17 protein-coding genes are annotated in these 15,563 nt (G+C 73.3%); 7 read left to right on the top strand and 10 right to left on the bottom strand.

All coding sequences use genetic code 11. The features are described from left to right. Window positions 1–28 precede the first annotated feature (28 nt). Entirely contained in the window at window positions 29–970 is a 942-nt protein-coding gene (locus ACGFI2_RS08265; RefSeq protein WP_393512596.1) for a DMT family transporter, read from the bottom strand. A gap of 56 nt (window positions 971–1,026) precedes the next feature. Here ACGFI2_RS08265 and ACGFI2_RS08270 point away from each other — a divergent pair, with 56 nt between their 5' ends. Continuing rightward, window positions 1,027–1,722, top strand: a complete 696-nt coding sequence (locus ACGFI2_RS08270; protein ID WP_393512599.1) for an HAD family hydrolase — start codon at window positions 1,027–1,029, stop codon at window positions 1,720–1,722. A gap of 66 nt (window positions 1,723–1,788) precedes the next feature. Next, window positions 1,789–3,942, top strand: a complete 2,154-nt coding sequence (locus ACGFI2_RS08275) for an APC family permease (protein WP_393512602.1) — start codon at window positions 1,789–1,791, stop codon at window positions 3,940–3,942. A gap of 4 nt (window positions 3,943–3,946) precedes the next feature. On the opposite strand, the gene ACGFI2_RS08280 is transcribed toward ACGFI2_RS08275, so the two are convergent. Both ACGFI2_RS08280 and ACGFI2_RS08285 read right to left on the bottom strand, forming a co-directional pair. After that, complete coding sequence (locus ACGFI2_RS08280; protein WP_393512604.1) at window positions 3,947–4,234, bottom strand: hypothetical protein; 288 nt, start codon at window positions 4,232–4,234, stop codon at window positions 3,947–3,949. Window positions 4,235–4,275: 41 nt separating this feature from the next. Continuing rightward, window positions 4,276–5,100: an SDR family NAD(P)-dependent oxidoreductase gene (locus ACGFI2_RS08285; RefSeq protein WP_393512607.1), complete on the bottom strand. Its 825-nt coding sequence runs from the start codon at window positions 5,098–5,100 to the stop codon at window positions 4,276–4,278. Window positions 5,101–5,229: 129 nt separating this feature from the next. Here ACGFI2_RS08285 and ACGFI2_RS08290 point away from each other — a divergent pair, with 129 nt between their 5' ends. Further along, window positions 5,230–6,186 (top strand): HpcH/HpaI aldolase/citrate lyase family protein, encoded by a 957-nt coding sequence (locus ACGFI2_RS08290; protein WP_393512610.1) that lies wholly within the window; start codon window positions 5,230–5,232, stop codon window positions 6,184–6,186. Between the two features lie 42 nt (window positions 6,187–6,228). On the opposite strand, the gene ACGFI2_RS08295 is transcribed toward ACGFI2_RS08290, so the two are convergent. Beyond that, on the bottom strand, window positions 6,229–6,738 hold the full coding sequence (locus ACGFI2_RS08295) for a DUF4190 domain-containing protein (protein WP_393512612.1): 510 nt from the start codon (window positions 6,736–6,738) through the stop codon (window positions 6,229–6,231). A 116-nt stretch (window positions 6,739–6,854) separates the two neighbouring features. On the opposite strand from ACGFI2_RS08295, the gene ACGFI2_RS08300 reads away from it, so the two are divergent. Then, window positions 6,855–7,745 (top strand): SDR family NAD(P)-dependent oxidoreductase, encoded by an 891-nt coding sequence (locus tag ACGFI2_RS08300; RefSeq protein WP_393512615.1) that lies wholly within the window; start codon window positions 6,855–6,857, stop codon window positions 7,743–7,745. A 3-nt stretch (window positions 7,746–7,748) separates the two neighbouring features. Here ACGFI2_RS08300 and ACGFI2_RS08305 read toward each other — a convergent pair whose 3' ends face one another. Beyond that, complete coding sequence (locus tag ACGFI2_RS08305; RefSeq protein WP_393512618.1) at window positions 7,749–8,150, bottom strand: DUF4190 domain-containing protein; 402 nt, start codon at window positions 8,148–8,150, stop codon at window positions 7,749–7,751. 175 nt (window positions 8,151–8,325) lie between these two features. On the opposite strand from ACGFI2_RS08305, the gene ACGFI2_RS08310 reads away from it, so the two are divergent. Continuing rightward, window positions 8,326–9,522, top strand: coding sequence for an acyl-CoA dehydrogenase family protein (locus ACGFI2_RS08310; protein WP_393512621.1), 1,197 nt, complete (start codon window positions 8,326–8,328; stop codon window positions 9,520–9,522). Between the two features lie 45 nt (window positions 9,523–9,567). On the opposite strand, the gene ACGFI2_RS08315 is transcribed toward ACGFI2_RS08310, so the two are convergent. Then, entirely contained in the window at window positions 9,568–10,209 is a 642-nt protein-coding gene (locus tag ACGFI2_RS08315) for a PH domain-containing protein (RefSeq protein ID WP_393512624.1), read from the bottom strand. A gap of 88 nt (window positions 10,210–10,297) precedes the next feature. On the opposite strand from ACGFI2_RS08315, the gene ACGFI2_RS08320 reads away from it, so the two are divergent. Beyond that, window positions 10,298–10,927, top strand: coding sequence for a TetR/AcrR family transcriptional regulator (locus tag ACGFI2_RS08320; RefSeq protein WP_393512627.1), 630 nt, complete (start codon window positions 10,298–10,300; stop codon window positions 10,925–10,927). On the opposite strand, the gene ACGFI2_RS08325 is transcribed toward ACGFI2_RS08320, so the two are convergent. Together ACGFI2_RS08325 and ACGFI2_RS08330 are read right to left on the bottom strand one after the other, a co-directional pair. Further along, window positions 10,911–11,318, bottom strand: a complete 408-nt coding sequence (locus ACGFI2_RS08325) for a CoA-binding protein (protein ID WP_393512630.1) — start codon at window positions 11,316–11,318, stop codon at window positions 10,911–10,913. The genes ACGFI2_RS08320 and ACGFI2_RS08325 overlap by 17 nt on opposite strands. 48 nt (window positions 11,319–11,366) lie before the next feature. Beyond that, window positions 11,367–13,583 (bottom strand): intein-containing Rv2578c family radical SAM protein, encoded by a 2,217-nt coding sequence (locus tag ACGFI2_RS08330; RefSeq protein ID WP_393513144.1) that lies wholly within the window; start codon window positions 13,581–13,583, stop codon window positions 11,367–11,369. 91 nt (window positions 13,584–13,674) lie between these two features. Here ACGFI2_RS08330 and ACGFI2_RS08335 point away from each other — a divergent pair, with 91 nt between their 5' ends. Continuing rightward, a complete protein-coding gene (locus tag ACGFI2_RS08335; RefSeq protein ID WP_393512632.1) occupies window positions 13,675–14,094 on the top strand; it encodes a thiol-disulfide oxidoreductase DCC family protein in 420 nt (139 codons plus the stop codon). Window positions 14,095–14,139: 45 nt separating this feature from the next. On the opposite strand, the gene ACGFI2_RS08340 is transcribed toward ACGFI2_RS08335, so the two are convergent. Beyond that, window positions 14,140–15,078 (bottom strand): MFS transporter permease, encoded by a 939-nt coding sequence (locus tag ACGFI2_RS08340; protein WP_393512635.1) that lies wholly within the window; start codon window positions 15,076–15,078, stop codon window positions 14,140–14,142. Beyond that, entirely contained in the window at window positions 15,075–15,515 is a 441-nt protein-coding gene (locus ACGFI2_RS08345) for a hypothetical protein (protein WP_393512638.1), read from the bottom strand. Before ACGFI2_RS08345 ends, ACGFI2_RS08340 begins: the two co-directional genes overlap by 4 nt. Between the last annotated feature and the right edge of the window lie 48 nt (window positions 15,516–15,563).

Below are 15,563 nucleotides of genomic sequence, written 5' to 3' on the forward strand. Positions count from 1 at the left end.
TCGGTCACCTGCCCGGTGGGGCGTCCGGTCAGCCGCCGGGTGGCGTGGCGTCGGCGGGTACGGCGGGCGGCGCGGCGCGGCGTCCGGCCCGCGCCCCGCCGAGCACGACCACGGCGACGCCGGCCAGCAGCAGCGCCAGCCCGGGCAGGGCGAGCGGTCGCGGCAGCTGGCCCAGCCAGGCCCAGCCGATCAGGGCCGCGCCGGGCGCCTCGAGCAGGATCAGCACGCTGACGGTGGTCGCGGAGACCCGGTGCAGCGCGTAGTTGAACATCGAGTGGCCGAGCAGTTGGGCGCCGGCCACCAGGCCCAGGATGGCCAGCCAGGTCCCGCCGTCCCAGCCGTGCAGGCGTACCCCGCCGAGCAGGCAGACCACCAGCAGGATCGCCGCGCAGACGCCGTAGCAGACCGTGGTGTAGGTGGTGGTGCTGATGCTGGCCCGAGCACGTTCGCCGAAGGCGGTGTAGACGGCCGCGAACATGCCACCGGCCACTGCCAGCAGGTCGCCGGCGAACGCCCGGCCGGAGACGGCGAAGTCGGCGCCGGTGGCGAGCACCGCGCCGAGCACGGCCACCCCGATGCCGGCCCAGGCCACCGTCGGCAGCCGCCGACCCTGCCAGCGGGCGATCAATCCCTGCCACACCGGCTGCGTGGCGCCCAGCGCGGTCGCGGCCGCGACCGAGGTGAGCTTCGCGCTCGGCATCCAGGTGGCGAAGTGGGCGGCCAGCGCCACCCCGGAGAGTAGGCAGAACAGCCCCTCCCGGCGGCCCGGCCCGATGGTGAGCGCGCGGAGTTCGGCCCGCCGCCGGGTCACCGCGACCGGACCGAGCACCGCGACCGACAGCAGGTTGCGCCAGAACGCGATGGCCAGGGCCGGTGCGGCGGCGAACGCGATCAGCGGGGCGGAGGACGAGACGGCGGCGACGGCCAGCGCGAGCGCGTCGAGCGGCGGGCGGTGTGGAGCGGTCTGCACGTTACGATCATGCGCGACCCGGCGGTCCTCCCCCTCGACGTCCGGAGCATCTCCCCATGCCCAGATTCCACGCGGTGCTGTTCGATTTCTTCGGCACCCTGACCCAGAGCGTCCGGCGCGGAGCCGCCCACGACCTCATCGCGGAGCAGCTCGGCTGCTCCACCGAGGCCCTGGTCGAGGTGCTCGACGGCAGCTACTACGAGCGTGCCAGCGGGTTCTTCGGCGACGCCGAGTCGACCATGCGGTGGGTCTGCGCCCAGGTCGGCGTGCGCCCCTCCGACGCGGCGGTACGCGCCGCCGTCGCCGCCCGGCACCGGGCCGTACGCGCCGACACCCGGCTGCGCCCGGAGGCGGTGCCGGTGCTGGCCGCGTTGCGCCGCCGGGGCGTACGCACCGGGCTGGTCAGCGACTGCACCCACGAACTGCCGGCGTTCCTGCCCCAGCTCGCGGTGGCTCCGCTGCTCGACACCCGGATCTTCTCGGTGCGGCTCGGCCGCTGCAAGCCGGATCCGGCGCTCTACCTGGCCGCCTGCCACCGGCTCGGCCGCGCCCCGGCCGACTGCCTCTACGTGGGCGACGGCGGCAGCCAGGAGCTCACCGGCGCGCGGCGGGTGGGCCTGCGGGCCGTCCGGCTGGCCGCCCCCGACCTCGCCGGCCACATGGTCTTCAACGCCGACCACGGTTGGGACGGGCCGGTGCTGACCTCGCTCACCGCCGTGCTCGACCTGCTCGACCCGGTCGCCGTCGGCTGATGCCGGTCGGCCGAACTGTGGCCGAACCGGTCACCGGGCACGCCGCCGTACGCGAAAGTGCGGGGGGTGGAGTCAGACCGGGACGACGCGGGGGAGACGGGCACCGTCGTCACGCCCTCGGCCGAGTTCCCGCCGCTCGGCGCCGAGGAGCGGGCCGCGCTCGGCCGTCTCGGCGCACGCTGGCACGGGCCGCGCAGCGCCGAGGACCTGCCGGTCGACCCGACGCTGGGCCGGCGCGACCACCGTCCGCGGCCGACCCGGTTCGGCCGGTTCACCCCGATCGACCTGTTCACCGTGGCGCAGCCGGACGAGCTGGTCGCCACCGGTCCGGCGCACCTGCCCGGCGACCGGCCCGGTCGGGCGGTCACCCGGCTGCGCCGGATCCTGGTCGGCCCGCCGCTGGCCAGCAGCTCCGTGCTGTACGAGCGGATGCGCAAGCTGGTCGCGCTGCCGGTGCTCTCGTCGGACCTGCTCAGCTCCGTGGCGTACGGACCGGAGGCGATGCTCGCCGTGCTGGTGCTGGCCGGCGGCGCCGCGCTCGGGCTCGCCCTGCCGCTGGCCGCGCTGCTGGCGGTGCTGATGGTCGCGGTGGGTCTCTCCTACCGGCAGACCATCCCGGCCTACCCGCACGGCGCCGGGTCGTACATCGTCGCCGGGGACAACCTGGGGCGTACGCCGGGACTGGCCGCCGCGGCCGGGCTGATGCTCGACTACGTGCTGACCGTGTCGGTGTCGGTGGCGGCCGGCGTGCACGCGGTCACCTCGGCGCTGCCCGGGCTCACCCGGTGGGCCGTGCCGTTCGGGGTGCTGGTGATCGCCGTGCTGCTCGCCGGCAACCTGCGTGGCGTACGCACCGCCGGCAACATCTTCGTGCTGCCCACGTACGCCTTCGTGATGGTGGTCCTCGCGCTGCTGGCGGTCGGCTACGGGAAGGCCGCGGCGCGGGGTTTCGCGCCGGTGCCGCCGCCGGCGGTGCCGGCCGCGGAGGGGTTGGGGTTGCTGCTGGTGCTGCGCGCGTTCTCCTCCGGCGCGGTGTCGATGACCGGCATCGAGGCGGTGTCCAACGCGGTGCCGGCGTTCCGCCCGACCGAGTGGCGCAACGCCCGCACCACGCTGGGCTGGATGGTCGCCATGCTGGTCACGCTCTTCGCCGGCCTGGTCGGGCTGATCCACCTCGACGGCCTGGTGCCGCGGGCGGGCGAGACCGTGCTGTCCCAGCTCGGCCGGGTCACCTTCCCGACCGGCCCGTGGTACGCGATCCTCCAGGCGACCACCGCGCTGATCCTGCTGCTCGCGGCGAACACCGCGTTCAACGACTTCCCCCGGCTGCTGTTCTTCATGGCCCGGGACGGCCACGTGCCGCGCCGCTTCCTGCACATGGGTGACCGGCTGGCGTTCAGCAACGGCCTGGTCGCGCTGGCGCTCGCCGCCGCGGTGGTCTTCGTGGCCTTCGGCGGGCACACCGAGCGGCTGATCCCGCTCTACGCGGTCGGCGTCTTCCTCGCCTTCACGCTGTCGCAGACCGGGATGGTGGTGCACTGGCGGCGCCGGCGTGGCCGGGGCTGGCGTCGCCGGCTCGGAGTCAACGCGGCCGGCGCGACGCTGTCCGGGCTGGTGCTGCTCACCGCGGCGGTCGCCAAGTTCACCGAGGGCGCCTGGGTGGTGGTGGTCGCGGTTCCGCTGCTGGTGCTGCTCTTCCGGCGGATCCACCGGCACTACGCCACGCTGCACCGCGCGCTCGCGCTGCACCCGCCGCCACCGCACGCGCCGCCCGGCCCGGCCGGGTCCGCCGAGGGTGAGGAGCTGCCCCAGCAGGTACGCCACCTGGTGGTGGTGCCGGTGGCCCGGCTGAACCGGGCGTCGCTGCGGGCCCTGGCGTACGCGGCCTCACTGGGCCGGCCGACGCTTGCGGTGCACATCGCGCCGGAGGAGGCCGAGGCGGACCGGTTCCGGGAACAGTGGCGCGCCTGGGGCGACCACCTGCGGCTGGAGACGATCGTGTCGCCGTACCGGTCGGTGATCGGGCCGCTGGCGCACTATCTGGAGGCGTTGCACACCGGCCGGCCGGAGCTGACGCTCACCGTGATCGTGCCGGAGGTGGTGCTGCGCCGGCGCCGGCACCGGTTGCTGCACAGCCGGGCCGAGCAGCGGCTGCGGGCCGCGTTGCGGGCCCTGCCCGGCGTGGTGGTCACCAGCGTCCCGGTGCACGTGTCGCAGTGACGCCTCAGACGTCGCGCACCTCCAGCACCCGGGTGGTGGGGGCGGCGTCGCCCAGCTCGGCGCGCAGGGCGGCGCGGTCCGGGTCGACCAGGAACGCGTCCAGCCCGGCGCGGGCGGCGAACCGGATCACGTGTACCTCGGTCTCCCCGTCCCCGGTGCGCAGCCGTCGTTCCAGCCGCCCGCCGTGCCGGCCGAGCAGCGCCAGCACCGCGTCCTCGTAGCGCCGGCCGGCCTCCGTGTCGGCGCTCAGGTCGACGAACGCGACCAGCAGCACCTCGTTCCCCGTCGTCATGCCGTCGAGTGTGGCAGCGCGACGGTCGGCGCGGGGACCCGTCAGGCGTCCAGGCCGACGGCCTTCGCGCTGGCCGTCCAGAGCCGGGCGGCAAGCGCCGGGTCGGCCGCCTTCGGGCGCGGCCGGTGCGGCTTGCGGTCGGCGTAGTAGCCGCCGTCGGTCAGCCGGGACGGGTCCTGGCAGGCGAGCCAGACCAGCGTCTCGGCGCCCTTCTCCGGGCTGCGGAACGGCAGCAGCCGCATGCCGAACGCCACCACCCGGCTCTCGTTGCCGAACCGGGTGCGCACCACGCCGGGGTGGAACACGTGCGCCGGCACCTCCGGCCAGCGCCGGGCCGCCTCGGCGGTGAACAGGATGTTCGCCTGCTTGCTGGTGCCGTACGCGCGGAACGGCCGGTAGTGGCGCAGCGAGGCGTTGAGGTCGTCCGGGTCGAGCACGCCGCCGCGGTGCGCGTCGGAGCCGGTCACCACCATCCGCCGGACCCGGTCGCGCAGCAGGTTGGTGAGCAGGAACGGGGCGAGGTGGTTGGCCTGCATGCTCAGCTCGAAGCCGTCGACCGTGGTGATCGGTTCGAGCACGATCGCGCCGGCGTTGTTGGCCAGCACGTCGATCCGGTCGTAGCTGGCGCGCAATCGCTCGGCGAGCCCGCGTACGTCGTCGAGCACGGCGAAGTCGGCGCGGAACAGCTCCGGCTGCTCGCCGCAGGACTCGCGTACCCGTTCCCCGGCGGCACGCAGCCGGGACGGGTCCCGGCCGACCAGCACCACCTGGTCGCCGCGGCGCGCCAGCTCCACGGCGGCGGCCAGCCCGATGCCGGAGCTGGCGCCGGTGAGCACCACGATCCGACGCTCAGTGAGATCTTCCACAGGTCCATTCACCCCGGTCACGGCACGAGGTTACCGTGACGTCAACCCCGCCCTTTGGGATCGTTAAGTTTTTCGACATCCACCGCCGCGTCGGCGTGCTGCCCGCCGGACGCTGGAAGGAGCGTATCCATGACCGCTGTCGGTCGCCCCCGCCGGTCCTGCCTCGCGGTACCCGGCTCCAGCGTCAAGATGCTCGGCAAGGCCCAGGGCCTTCCCGCCGACCAGGTCTTCCTCGACCTGGAGGACGCGGTGGCCCCGCTGGCCAAGCCGGACGCGCGCAAGAACATCGTGGCCGTGCTGAACGAGGGGGACTGGGCCGGCAAGACCCGGGTGGTCCGGGTGAACGACCTGACCACGCCGTGGACCTACCGGGACGTCATCGAGGTGGTCGAGGGCGCCGGGGCGAACCTGGACTGCATCATGCTGCCGAAGGCGCAGAACGCCGAGCAGGTGCACTGGCTGGACCTGCTGCTCACCCAGATCGAGAAGACGCTGGGGCTGGAGGTGGGCCGGATCGGCATCGAGGCGCAGATCGAGAACGCCGCCGGGCTGGTCAACGTGGACGCCATCGCGGCGGCCTCGCCCCGGGTGGAGACGATCATCTTCGGCCCGGCCGACTTCATGGCCTCGATCAACATGAAGTCGCTGGTGGTCGGCGCGCTGATCCCGGACTACCCGGGCGACCCCTACCACTACATCCTGATGCGGATCCTGATGGCCGCCCGGATGCACGACAAGCAGGCCATCGACGGGCCGTTCCTGCAGATCCGGGACACCGACGCGTTCCGCGAGGTGGCGAAGCGCTCGGCGGCGCTGGGCTTCGACGGCAAGTGGGTGCTGCACCCCGGCCAGATCGACGCGGCCAACGAGGTCTACTCGCCGGCGCAGGCCGACTACGACCACGCCGAGCTGATCCTCGACGCCTACGACTTCTACACCTCGGAGGCGGGCGGGAAGCTCGGCGCGGTGATGCTCGGCGACGAGATGATCGACGAGGCGTCCCGCAAGATGGCGCTGGTGATCGCGGCCAAGGGCCGGGCGGCGGGGATGGCGCGTACCTCCTCGTTCACCCCGCCGTCGGAGTGACCGGCCCGGGCCGCCCCGAGTTCGCGGGGCGGCCCGCCGAGTTCAGTAGGTCGTGCTGTCGTAGCTGGACGAGTCCTGGTTGGTTGCCCAGACGATGAAGATCACGATGGCGACGGTGGCCAGCACGGCCAGCACGGTGGCGATCCAGCCGACGATGATGCCCGCGGTGGCGAAGCCCTCGCCGCCCTCGCCGCGCTCCCTGATCTGCTTACGGGACACGTGGCCGAGGATCGCGCCCACCGCGCCGATGTAGCCGCCAAGGCCGTAACCGCAGAGGCCGAGCGCGCCGACGATCGAAACGACCATCGCGGCGATGGCCAGGCCGTTCTGCTTCGGTCCGGAGGGGTGCCCGTATCCGGGATAACCAGCCGGGGGCGGATACGCGCCCGGCTGCGGATAGGCGCCCGGCGGGTAACCGGACGCCGCGTACGGGTCGGCGGACTTCATGCCGGCGTACGGGTCGGCGGGCGAGTACGGGTCGGCCGGCGGACTCGACTGCGGTCCGGCCGCCGAGGGGTCGTGCCAACCACCGGGGGGTGGGGGATAGCTCATCTGATCATCTCCAGGTACGTGGTCGGGGTCAGGGTAGCCACCCGGGAACAACCTGGAGGACCCCCTTTCCGGGTGCCGCGTTGCCCGGAAGGTCCACAGCGGGCAGGATCCTCGGCATGGCACTTGACGCGCGTGGGGGTCGGTCGCGACGGGACATGAGCCGGCCGGGGTCGGTGCGCCGCCCGCGCGCCGGCGAGCCGGCGGGCGCCGCCGACCAGGACTGGGCCGATCCGCTCCCGGAGACCGCCACCATGCGGCTGGACGGCCGGGTCGCGCTGGTCACCGGCGCGGGCAGCGCGGACGGCATCGGGTACGCGACCGCGCGCCGGCTGGCCGACCTGGGCGCCCGGGTGGCGATCGTGTCGACCACCCGGCGGATCCACGACCGCGCCGGCGAGCTGGGGGTCACCGGCTTCGTCGCCGACCTCACCGACGAGTCGGAGGTGGGCGCGCTGGCCGACGCGGTGGCCGAGCAGCTCGGCGACGTCGAGGTGCTGGTCAACAACGCGGGCCTGGCCAGCCGGGCCAGCCCGGAGGTGCTGCGGCCGGTGGCCCAGCTGACGTACGACGAGTGGCGCGGCGAGATCGACCGCAACCTGACCACCGCGTTCCTGTGCAGCCGCGCGTTCATCAACGGCATGTCCGAGCGTGGCTGGGGGCGGATCGTCAACCTGGCGGCCACCGCCGGGCCGGTCAACGCGCTGCCCACCGAGGCCGGCTACGCGGCGGCGAAGGCCGGGGTGGTCGGGCTGACCCGGGCGCTCGCGATGGAGATGATCGCCGACGGGGTGACCGTGAACGCGGTGGCGCCGGGCATCATCCACACCGCGGCGTCCACCATGGTCGAGATCAAGCAGGGTCTCGGCACCCCGGTGGGGCGTCCCGGCACGCCGGACGAGGTGGCGGCGGCGATCGCGTTCCTCTGCTCGCCGGCCGCGTCGTACATCACCGGGCAGATGCTGGTGGTCGACGGCGGCAACAGCGTGCGGGAGGCGCAGTTCCGCTGACGGTCAGTAGCTGTTGTTGTCCGCGTTCGCCCAGATGGCCAGGCCGATCCAGCCGCAGCAGGCCAGCAGGCCGAGCGCGGTGAACACGTAGCTGAGGATCAGCCCCCAGGTGGCGAGCTGGTCGCCCTCCTCGCCGGTCTGCCGGATCTGCCGCTTGGCCAGGTGGCCGCAGACGATGCCGGCCGGGGCGAAGACGAACGCGAGGACCAGCGACAGGATGGCGAGCACGTTCGTGCCGCGCGGCCGCGGGTGCTCGCCGGGTGGGCCGTACTGACCGTAGGGCGGCTGCGGGGCGTACGGCGGCTGCTGGCCCCACTGCGGGTGCTGCTGCCCGTACTGCGGCTGCCCGTACGGCTGGCCGTGCGACGGCGGCTCGTACGGCGACGGTGGCTGCTCGTCGGTCACGCTCGCCCCCTCGGTCGCAGGTCAACCGCCCTCTCTCTTGCGGACGCTACCCGCAGCGGTGAACCTTTTCACAGCGGTTGTGTGGACTGGTCACCTTGGCGCGGCCGGTCCCGGGGCCGGATACTGACCGAGCGTTCAGTTACCCATGAGTAATGCGCCGACCCCGGAGGCTGAGATGGCTCGACTCGCCCAGACGCCCGGCCTGACCGACGTGCAGCGGTCGATCCTGGAAACCGTCCGGGAGTTCGCCGACAAGGAGATCATCCCGCACGCCCAGCGGCTGGAGCACGCCGACGAGTACCCGGCCGACATCCTCGACGGGATGCGCGAGATGGGGCTGTTCGGCCTCACCATCGACGAGGAGTACGGCGGCCTCGGTGAGTCGCTGCTCACCTACGCGCTCGTCGTCGAGGAGCTGTCCCGGGGCTGGATGTCGATCTCCGGCATCGTCAACACGCACTTCATCGTGGCGTACCTGATCTCCCAGCACGGCTCGGCGGACCAGAAGGCCCGACTCCTGCCCCGGATGGCCACCGGCGAGGTGCGCGGCGCGTTCTCCATGTCGGAACCCGAGTGCGGCTCGGACGTCTCGGCGATCAAGTCGAAGGCGGTCCGTGACGGCGACGACTACGTGCTCAACGGGCAGAAGATGTGGCTGACCAACGGCGCGTACTCCTCGGTGGTGGCGACCCTGGTCAAGACCGACACCGGCGCCGACTCGGTCTACGGCAACATGAGCACGTTCCTGTTGGAGAAGGAGCCCGGCTTCGGCGAGACCGCGCCCGGGCTGACCATCCCCGGCAAGATCGACAAGATGGGCTACAAGGGCGTCGAGACCACCGAGATGGTGCTGGACGGCGTCACCGTCCCCGCCTCCGCCGTGCTCGGCGGCGAGGAGAAGGTCGGCCGCGGCTTCTACCAGATGATGGACGGCATCGAGGTGGGCCGGGTCAACGTGGCGGCCCGCGCCTGCGGCATCTCGATCCGGGCGTTCGAGCTGGCAGTCGCGTACGCCCAGCAGCGCAAGACGTTCGGTCAGCCGCTCGCCCGGCACCAGGCGATCGCGTTCAAGCTGGCCGAGATGGGCACGAAGATCGAGGCCGCGCACTCGTTGATGGTCAACGCGGCCCGGCTCAAGGACGCCGGGCAGCGCAACGACGTGGAGGCCGGCATGGCCAAGCTGCTCGCCTCGGAATACTGCGCCGAGGTGGTCCAGGAGGCGTTCCGCATCCACGGCGGTTACGGCTACTCCAAGGAGTACGAGATCGAGCGGCTGATGCGCGAGGCGCCGTTCCTGCTGATCGGCGAGGGCACCTCGGAGATCCAGAAGACGATCATCTCGCGCGGCCTCCTCAAGGAGTACAAGCTGTAAGGCGGGGCCCCCTGTCAACGTCTCCGGCAGAGGTGGGGCCCCCGCTCAACACCCGGAACGGCGCTCGGCCGGGAGGTGCCGGCGCGCGCGGTCGACAAGCGCGGTGGGGTCGTCCGCGTACATCCGGATCTCCCGGACCGGCGCGCTCGGCCCGTTGGGCAGCGGCACGGTCAGCGGTTCCCGCAGCGTCACGTCGATCGCCGTCTGGCTGCCGACGCCGAGGTTCAGCACCGTCGGATCGTCCTCGTCGTACCGGTACGCGCGGCTGGACGGCAGTGACCGGCGGCGCACCGACACTCCGGCGACGGCGGTCCACGGGATCGTGATGTCGAGCGAGGTTCCGTTGCGCACCCGCAGGCCGGCGCCGTCGACCACGTGCGGATGGATCCGCAGGCTGGCCAGCAGCCCGACCATCCACAGCACGCCCCAGACGCCGACCGCGATCGCGGCGTGCCGGATCGCCGGCGAGTCGACGGTGTGTCGGAGGATCACGTCCAGGATCGGGATCTCGATCGTGGACAGGGCGAGGAAGGCCAGCAGGATCGGCTGCACGCCGCCGACGTAGGCGAACGTCGCCGCGCCGGGGGCCACCGGGTAGGGGCGGCGCAGCGTCCATCGAGCGAGGCTGCGCCACATGCCCCATTCGTACGCCACGACGCGTCGCGCCAGCCGGATCGTTCGTCTCACCGTCGCACCTCCCCTTTGCAATACAGTCGCAATGTAAAGGCCGGACGACGCTCGTGTCAATGCAGTCGTATTGTGAAAGCATGGGAGCATGCCGAAACGGGTCGATCATCGGGAGCGCCGGGCGCTGATCGCCGACGCGTTGATGCGGGTCGCCGCCGAGCAGGGGCTGGAGGCGGTCAGCCTGCGGCACGTGGCCGCCGCGGCCCAGGTCAGCGCCGGGATGGTGCAGCACTACTTCCGCACCCGGGACGAGATGATGACGTTCGCGCTCGCCGTGGTGAGCGAGCGCAACGAGGCCCGGGTGCGCCGGGCGGTCGAGGCGCTCGGCGCGACGCCGGCTCCCCGGGCGCTGCTACGCGCCATGCTGGCCGAGCTGCTGCCCCTGGACGAGGAGCGACGTGCGGACGGCCGCGTGGCGCTCGCCTTCCTCGCGTACACCGCCGTCCGGCCCGCCGTCGCCGCCGCGCTGCACGGCGGGACGGCCGCGCTGCTCGCGTTCGTCGCCGGCCGGATCGCCGCCGGATCACCGCTCGTCGCGGACGGCCGGGTGGATCCGGACCGGGCCGCGGTCGGTCTGCTCGCCGTGCTGGAAGGGCTCGGGGTCCACGTGCTCGGCGGGCACTACCCGCCGGAGACCGCACTGGCCGCGCTCGACGCCCAACTCGACCTGCTCTTCGGCCCCGAGCCGGCGGCCGGCGCGGTCAGTTGCGCCGGGTGAGGCCGGCGGCGGCCCGCTCGACGAGGAGGCACCGGTCCTCGACGTAGTCGACGCCGGCCTCCTCGGCGATCCGGCGCGCCTCGGCGGAGACGATCCCGAGCTGCAGCCAGACCGCCGGCGCACCGATCGCCACCGCCTGCCGGACGACCTCGACCGCGTCCCGGGCCGGCCGGAACACGTCGACCAGATCGATCGGGTGCGGAATGTCGGCCAGCGTCGGGTACGCCTTCTCGCCGAACAGCTCGTCCACGGTCGGGTTCACCGGGATGATCCGCCAGCCGTGCCGCTGCATCTCCAGCGGTACGCGGTGTGCGGCCTTGGCCGGGTCGCGGGAGGCCCCGACCACGGCGATCACGGCGGAGTCGGCGAGGAGCTGCTGGGCGGAACGCATCAGCCGAGCCTAACGCGCATGGCTCCGGTGGTGCGGGCTCACGCTGCCCTAGAGGAGGGAGAGCTGTTCGGCGGCCGGGGCGGTCGGCGGGGTCTCGGGCAGCCGGCGGTTGTCGCCGACCTCGCCCCGGTGCAGCCCGTGCCGGCGCGCCGCCATCCGGACCCGCGCGGTCACCTCCCGCTGGTAGGCCTGCGGCGCGTACGCGCCGGCCTGGTAGAGCCGCCGGTATCGGGGCACCAGGTGGGGAAACTCGCGGGCCAGCCAGTGCGCGTACCACTCCCGGGCGCCGGGTCGCAGGTGCAGCGCCAGCGGGGTCACGTCGGCGGCCCCGGAGGCGGCGATCGCGGCCACCGTGGCGTCGATCGACTCCTCGTCGTCGCTGAGGCCGGGCAGGACCGGGGCCATCAGCACCCCGACCTGGAAACCGGCGTCGGTCAGCCGGCGGACCGCGTCCAGCCGGCGGCGCGGACTCGGTGTGCCCGGCTCGGCCAGCCGCCAGAGCGTCTCGTCCACGAAACCGACCGAGTAGGACAGCCCGACCCGGGTCACCTCGGCGGCCTGCCGCAGCAGGGGCAGGTCGCGCAGCAGCAGGGTGCCCTTGGTCAGGATGGAGAACGGGTTGGCGAAGTCGCGCAGCGCTTCGAGGATCGGCGGCATCAGCCGGTAACGCCCCTCGGCCCGCTGGTAGCAGTCCACGTTGGTGCCCATCGCGACGTGCGCGCCGCGCCAACGCGGGGCGGCCAGCTCACGCCGGACCAGCTCGCCGGCGTTGACCTTGACGATCACCTTGCGGTCGAAGTCCGCCCCGGCGTCGAGGTCGAGATAGGTGTGGGTGTTGCGGGCGAAACAGTTGTGGCTGACCACCCCGTTGGCGATGAAGTCGCCGGTGCCGGTGGTGATGTCCCACAGCGGCAGCTCCAGGCCCAGATCCTCGACGGCGGTCACCTGGAGCCGCGCCGCGCACTTGAGCGCCGCGCCCTCGATCGAGCGCTTCCGGGTGACGGCCGGGTCGGTCAGGTGGAAGAAGCGCAGCCGCTCCGGCAGGCCACCGGTCAGCCGGAGCTGGCCTGTCCCGTTGCGGTTGCCCGGTTCGTCGAGCACCGACCGGAAGGCGAACCGGTCGAGGGCGGCGGCTGCCCGCCGCCGGCTGACGTCGTCGGCGACGCCGATCCGGAACACGCCCCGGCTGCAACTGCCGCCGGCGTCGAACGAGCCGGCCAGGAAGCCCAGCCGCCAGTCGTCGGTCGGCTCGTCCGGCGGGCGGACCAGGCCGGCGACGACCTCGGCGTCGGCGGCCCGCGCCACCCGGACCACGGTGGAGCGGCGGGTCGTCCGGCCGGCCGCCAGCTCGACGGCGACACCGACCTCGGCGAGGAACCGCTCGGCGCGCTCCAACGCCTCCACCTCCGTGGTGGCCAGCCGGAAGCTCCGCCGCGCACCGGCGGCCCCGGCGTCGCCGACCGGACCTTGCCGGTGGCCGGGCGATGCCGGACTCGCCGCGTCGTCGGGCGGGCCGTGGTGGTGGCCGGGTGATGCGTGGCTCGGCGCGTCGTCGGGCGGGCCGTGGTCGTGGCCGGGCGGTGCGATGCTCGACCCGTCGTCGTGCGGGGTGCGCCGGCGGTCGGGGTCGGGCCACCGGACCAACGCGTGCAGGTAGCCCCGGTGGTAGTCGGTGGAGCGCTTCGGCGCGACGGCGAACCGGCCGGTGCCGAGCAGGCGGTTGCGGGTGGTCAGGTAGGGGCGTCGCGCGTCGCCCCGCATGCTGCCGGTGACGTGCTTCCAGCCGCGTTCGGTCAGGAAGCGGTGGTCGCCACTGGCCACCAACGTGGTGCCGTCGGCCAGGGTGACCCGGTGGGCCCGCTTCACCGTCGACCACTTGTCGAGCACGGTGGTGACGACGTAGTGGCGGTAGGTGCCGCGCCGTTCGGTGCCGTAGATGCGATCTCCTACCGCCAGATCGCTGATGGGCCTCGTTCGTCCGTCCGCCAGCAGAATTTCAGTGTCGCCGGAGACGCAGTATCGACATGCGTGGGAGCAGCCGCGGTAGGGGTTGACGGTCCACTCGAACGGCACCCGCGACCGGCCGGGCACCCGGTTGATGATCGACTTGGCCTGCACCTCGTAGAAGGTCATGCCGGCGAAGTCGGGAGTGTCGAACGTGCGGGCGACCGCGCCGGGCAGCGCCAGCGGCAGGGGTGGAGCCGCCGGCGCTGCCCGGTCGGGAGTCCCCTCGTCCGGGGGAGCGGAGAGGTTGTCCCAGCGCATGGAGCTCATTCGAACACGTGTACGAAGGAAGCGCAAGTGACGCGCCGGACACCACGCACCGCCGGCCCGGGCGTGGGTGCAGGATGGTGGCATGGAGACGTCGACCTTCGTCTACGACGGCGACTGCGCCTTCTGCACCCGCTGCGCGCAGTTCGTCGAACGCCGTATCCCCACCGGCGCCCGGGTGGTCCCGTGGCAGTTCGCCGACCTGGCGGCGCTGGGCCTCACCGAGGCCGAGTGCGAGGAGGCGGTCCAGTGGGTGGGCGCCGACGGCTCCCGGGCCGCCGGGCCGGACGCCATCGCCCGGCTGCTCGGCGACAGCGGACCGCTCTGGCGCGTCGTCGGGGGCGGCCTACGCTTCCCGCCGGTACGCGCCGCGGCCTGGCCCGCGTACCGCTGGGTGGCCCGCAACCGCCACCGCCTGCCCGGCGGCACCGCCGCGTGCGCCCTGCCGCAGGAGGCCCGGGAGCGGTTGTACGGCCCGACGGGCCGCCCCGACCCGACCCCATGACCGACCCGCTGCCGCCTTTCCTCGTGCCCGGTCGACAACTCGGCGCTACGAGCCGGCGCTCGCCCCTGTCGGGCCGGACGAAGGTGCCGCGTCCGGCGCCTGGAGCACCGCGATCGTCGACTTGGCAGACGCCGGCGGCGCGGTGGCGGGCGGCGCGGCGCGGCGGCCGAGCAGGCGGCGGGCCAGGATCACCGGGCGGACCTTCTCCAACCGCAGGAAGGCGGTCATCGCCACCAGGTGCGGCGCGAACGAGATGGTGATCGTCGCGACGGTCACCAGGTGGAACGAGTAGAAGAAGCCGATGACGGCCGTCCGCCACCGGGCCGGCACCACGAACACCAGCGGGCTGAGCAGTTCGAACGCCAGGATGCCGAACTGGGCCACGATCAGCAGGTGGGGCACCTGCGCGATCAGGTCGGCGAGGTCGGTGCCGCGGCGGATGATCGCCCGGGCCAGCACCGAGCCGGTCGCCCAGTCGAGACCGCCGAAGCGGAACTTGGCCCAGGCGGCGAGGAAGTAGGTGCAGATCACCGCGATCTGGGTGACCCGCAGCGCCCAGCCGCCCGCCTCGGTGCGGGTCGGGTCGCCGTGCCGGGCCCGGCCGGCGGTCGGCAGCGCGGCCAGCGCCACCAGGAGCCCGAACCGGTCGTGGTCGACCTTGCCGTAGCTCATCGCCACGATCATCCACTCGAAGTAGAGCGCGAAGACCGTCCAGCCGAGCAGCCGCGGCGCGCGGCCGGTGGCGGCGAGCAACGCGGCCACCAGCAGCACCCAGAAGACCACGCCGACCAGGGCCGGGTCGGGCGTGGGCAGCGGCAGCAGCCGGCCGATGAGCAGCGGCTGGTAGAGGTCGCCGGGAACGTCGACGCGGGTGCGTACCCAGGGGGTGAAGACAACCAGGTCGGCGGCGACGAAGAGGTAGACGAGGGTGCGGAAGGCGGCCACCCGGCCGCGCGGCACCGCCTCGGTGAGCCAGCCGGTCATCCGGCGGTCTCCCAGCGAACGGCGGTGCGGTCGGTCCACTCGCCGGTCGGGCGTCCACCCTGGATGTCGTACCAGCGGACCACGATGCGCACCTCCACCAGCGCCGGGGCGGCGGGGTGGCGTTCCGCGTACGCCTCGGCGACGGTGCGCAGCAGGCTCGGGTCGGCGGCGTACCGGTCCTGCTGACCCTCGATCTCGGCGCGGCGGATGCCGGTGTCGTCCTGACCGAGGGAGACCACGGCGCCGGTCCGGTCGACGCCCTCGACCCGGGTGTCGGGTGCGGGCGCGTCCGGTGGGTCGGAGGTGGAGTACATCCGAAACGGCCCGAACGGGAAGTCGTCGTCGGTACCGTGCACGGTGCCGAGGAGGATCAGTGCCAGCCCGAGCAGGGTGGCGGCCAGCCGGACGGCACGCCCGCGCGCGGTCAAGGTCTCCATCAGGTCGTGACGATACGGGAGTGAACCGTCCGGAACTGTCCCTCGCTC

It is taken from the genome of Micromonospora sp. NPDC049282, from assembly GCF_043197045.1.
In the GTDB taxonomy this organism is placed as follows: Bacteria; Actinomycetota; Actinomycetes; order Mycobacteriales; family Micromonosporaceae; genus Micromonospora.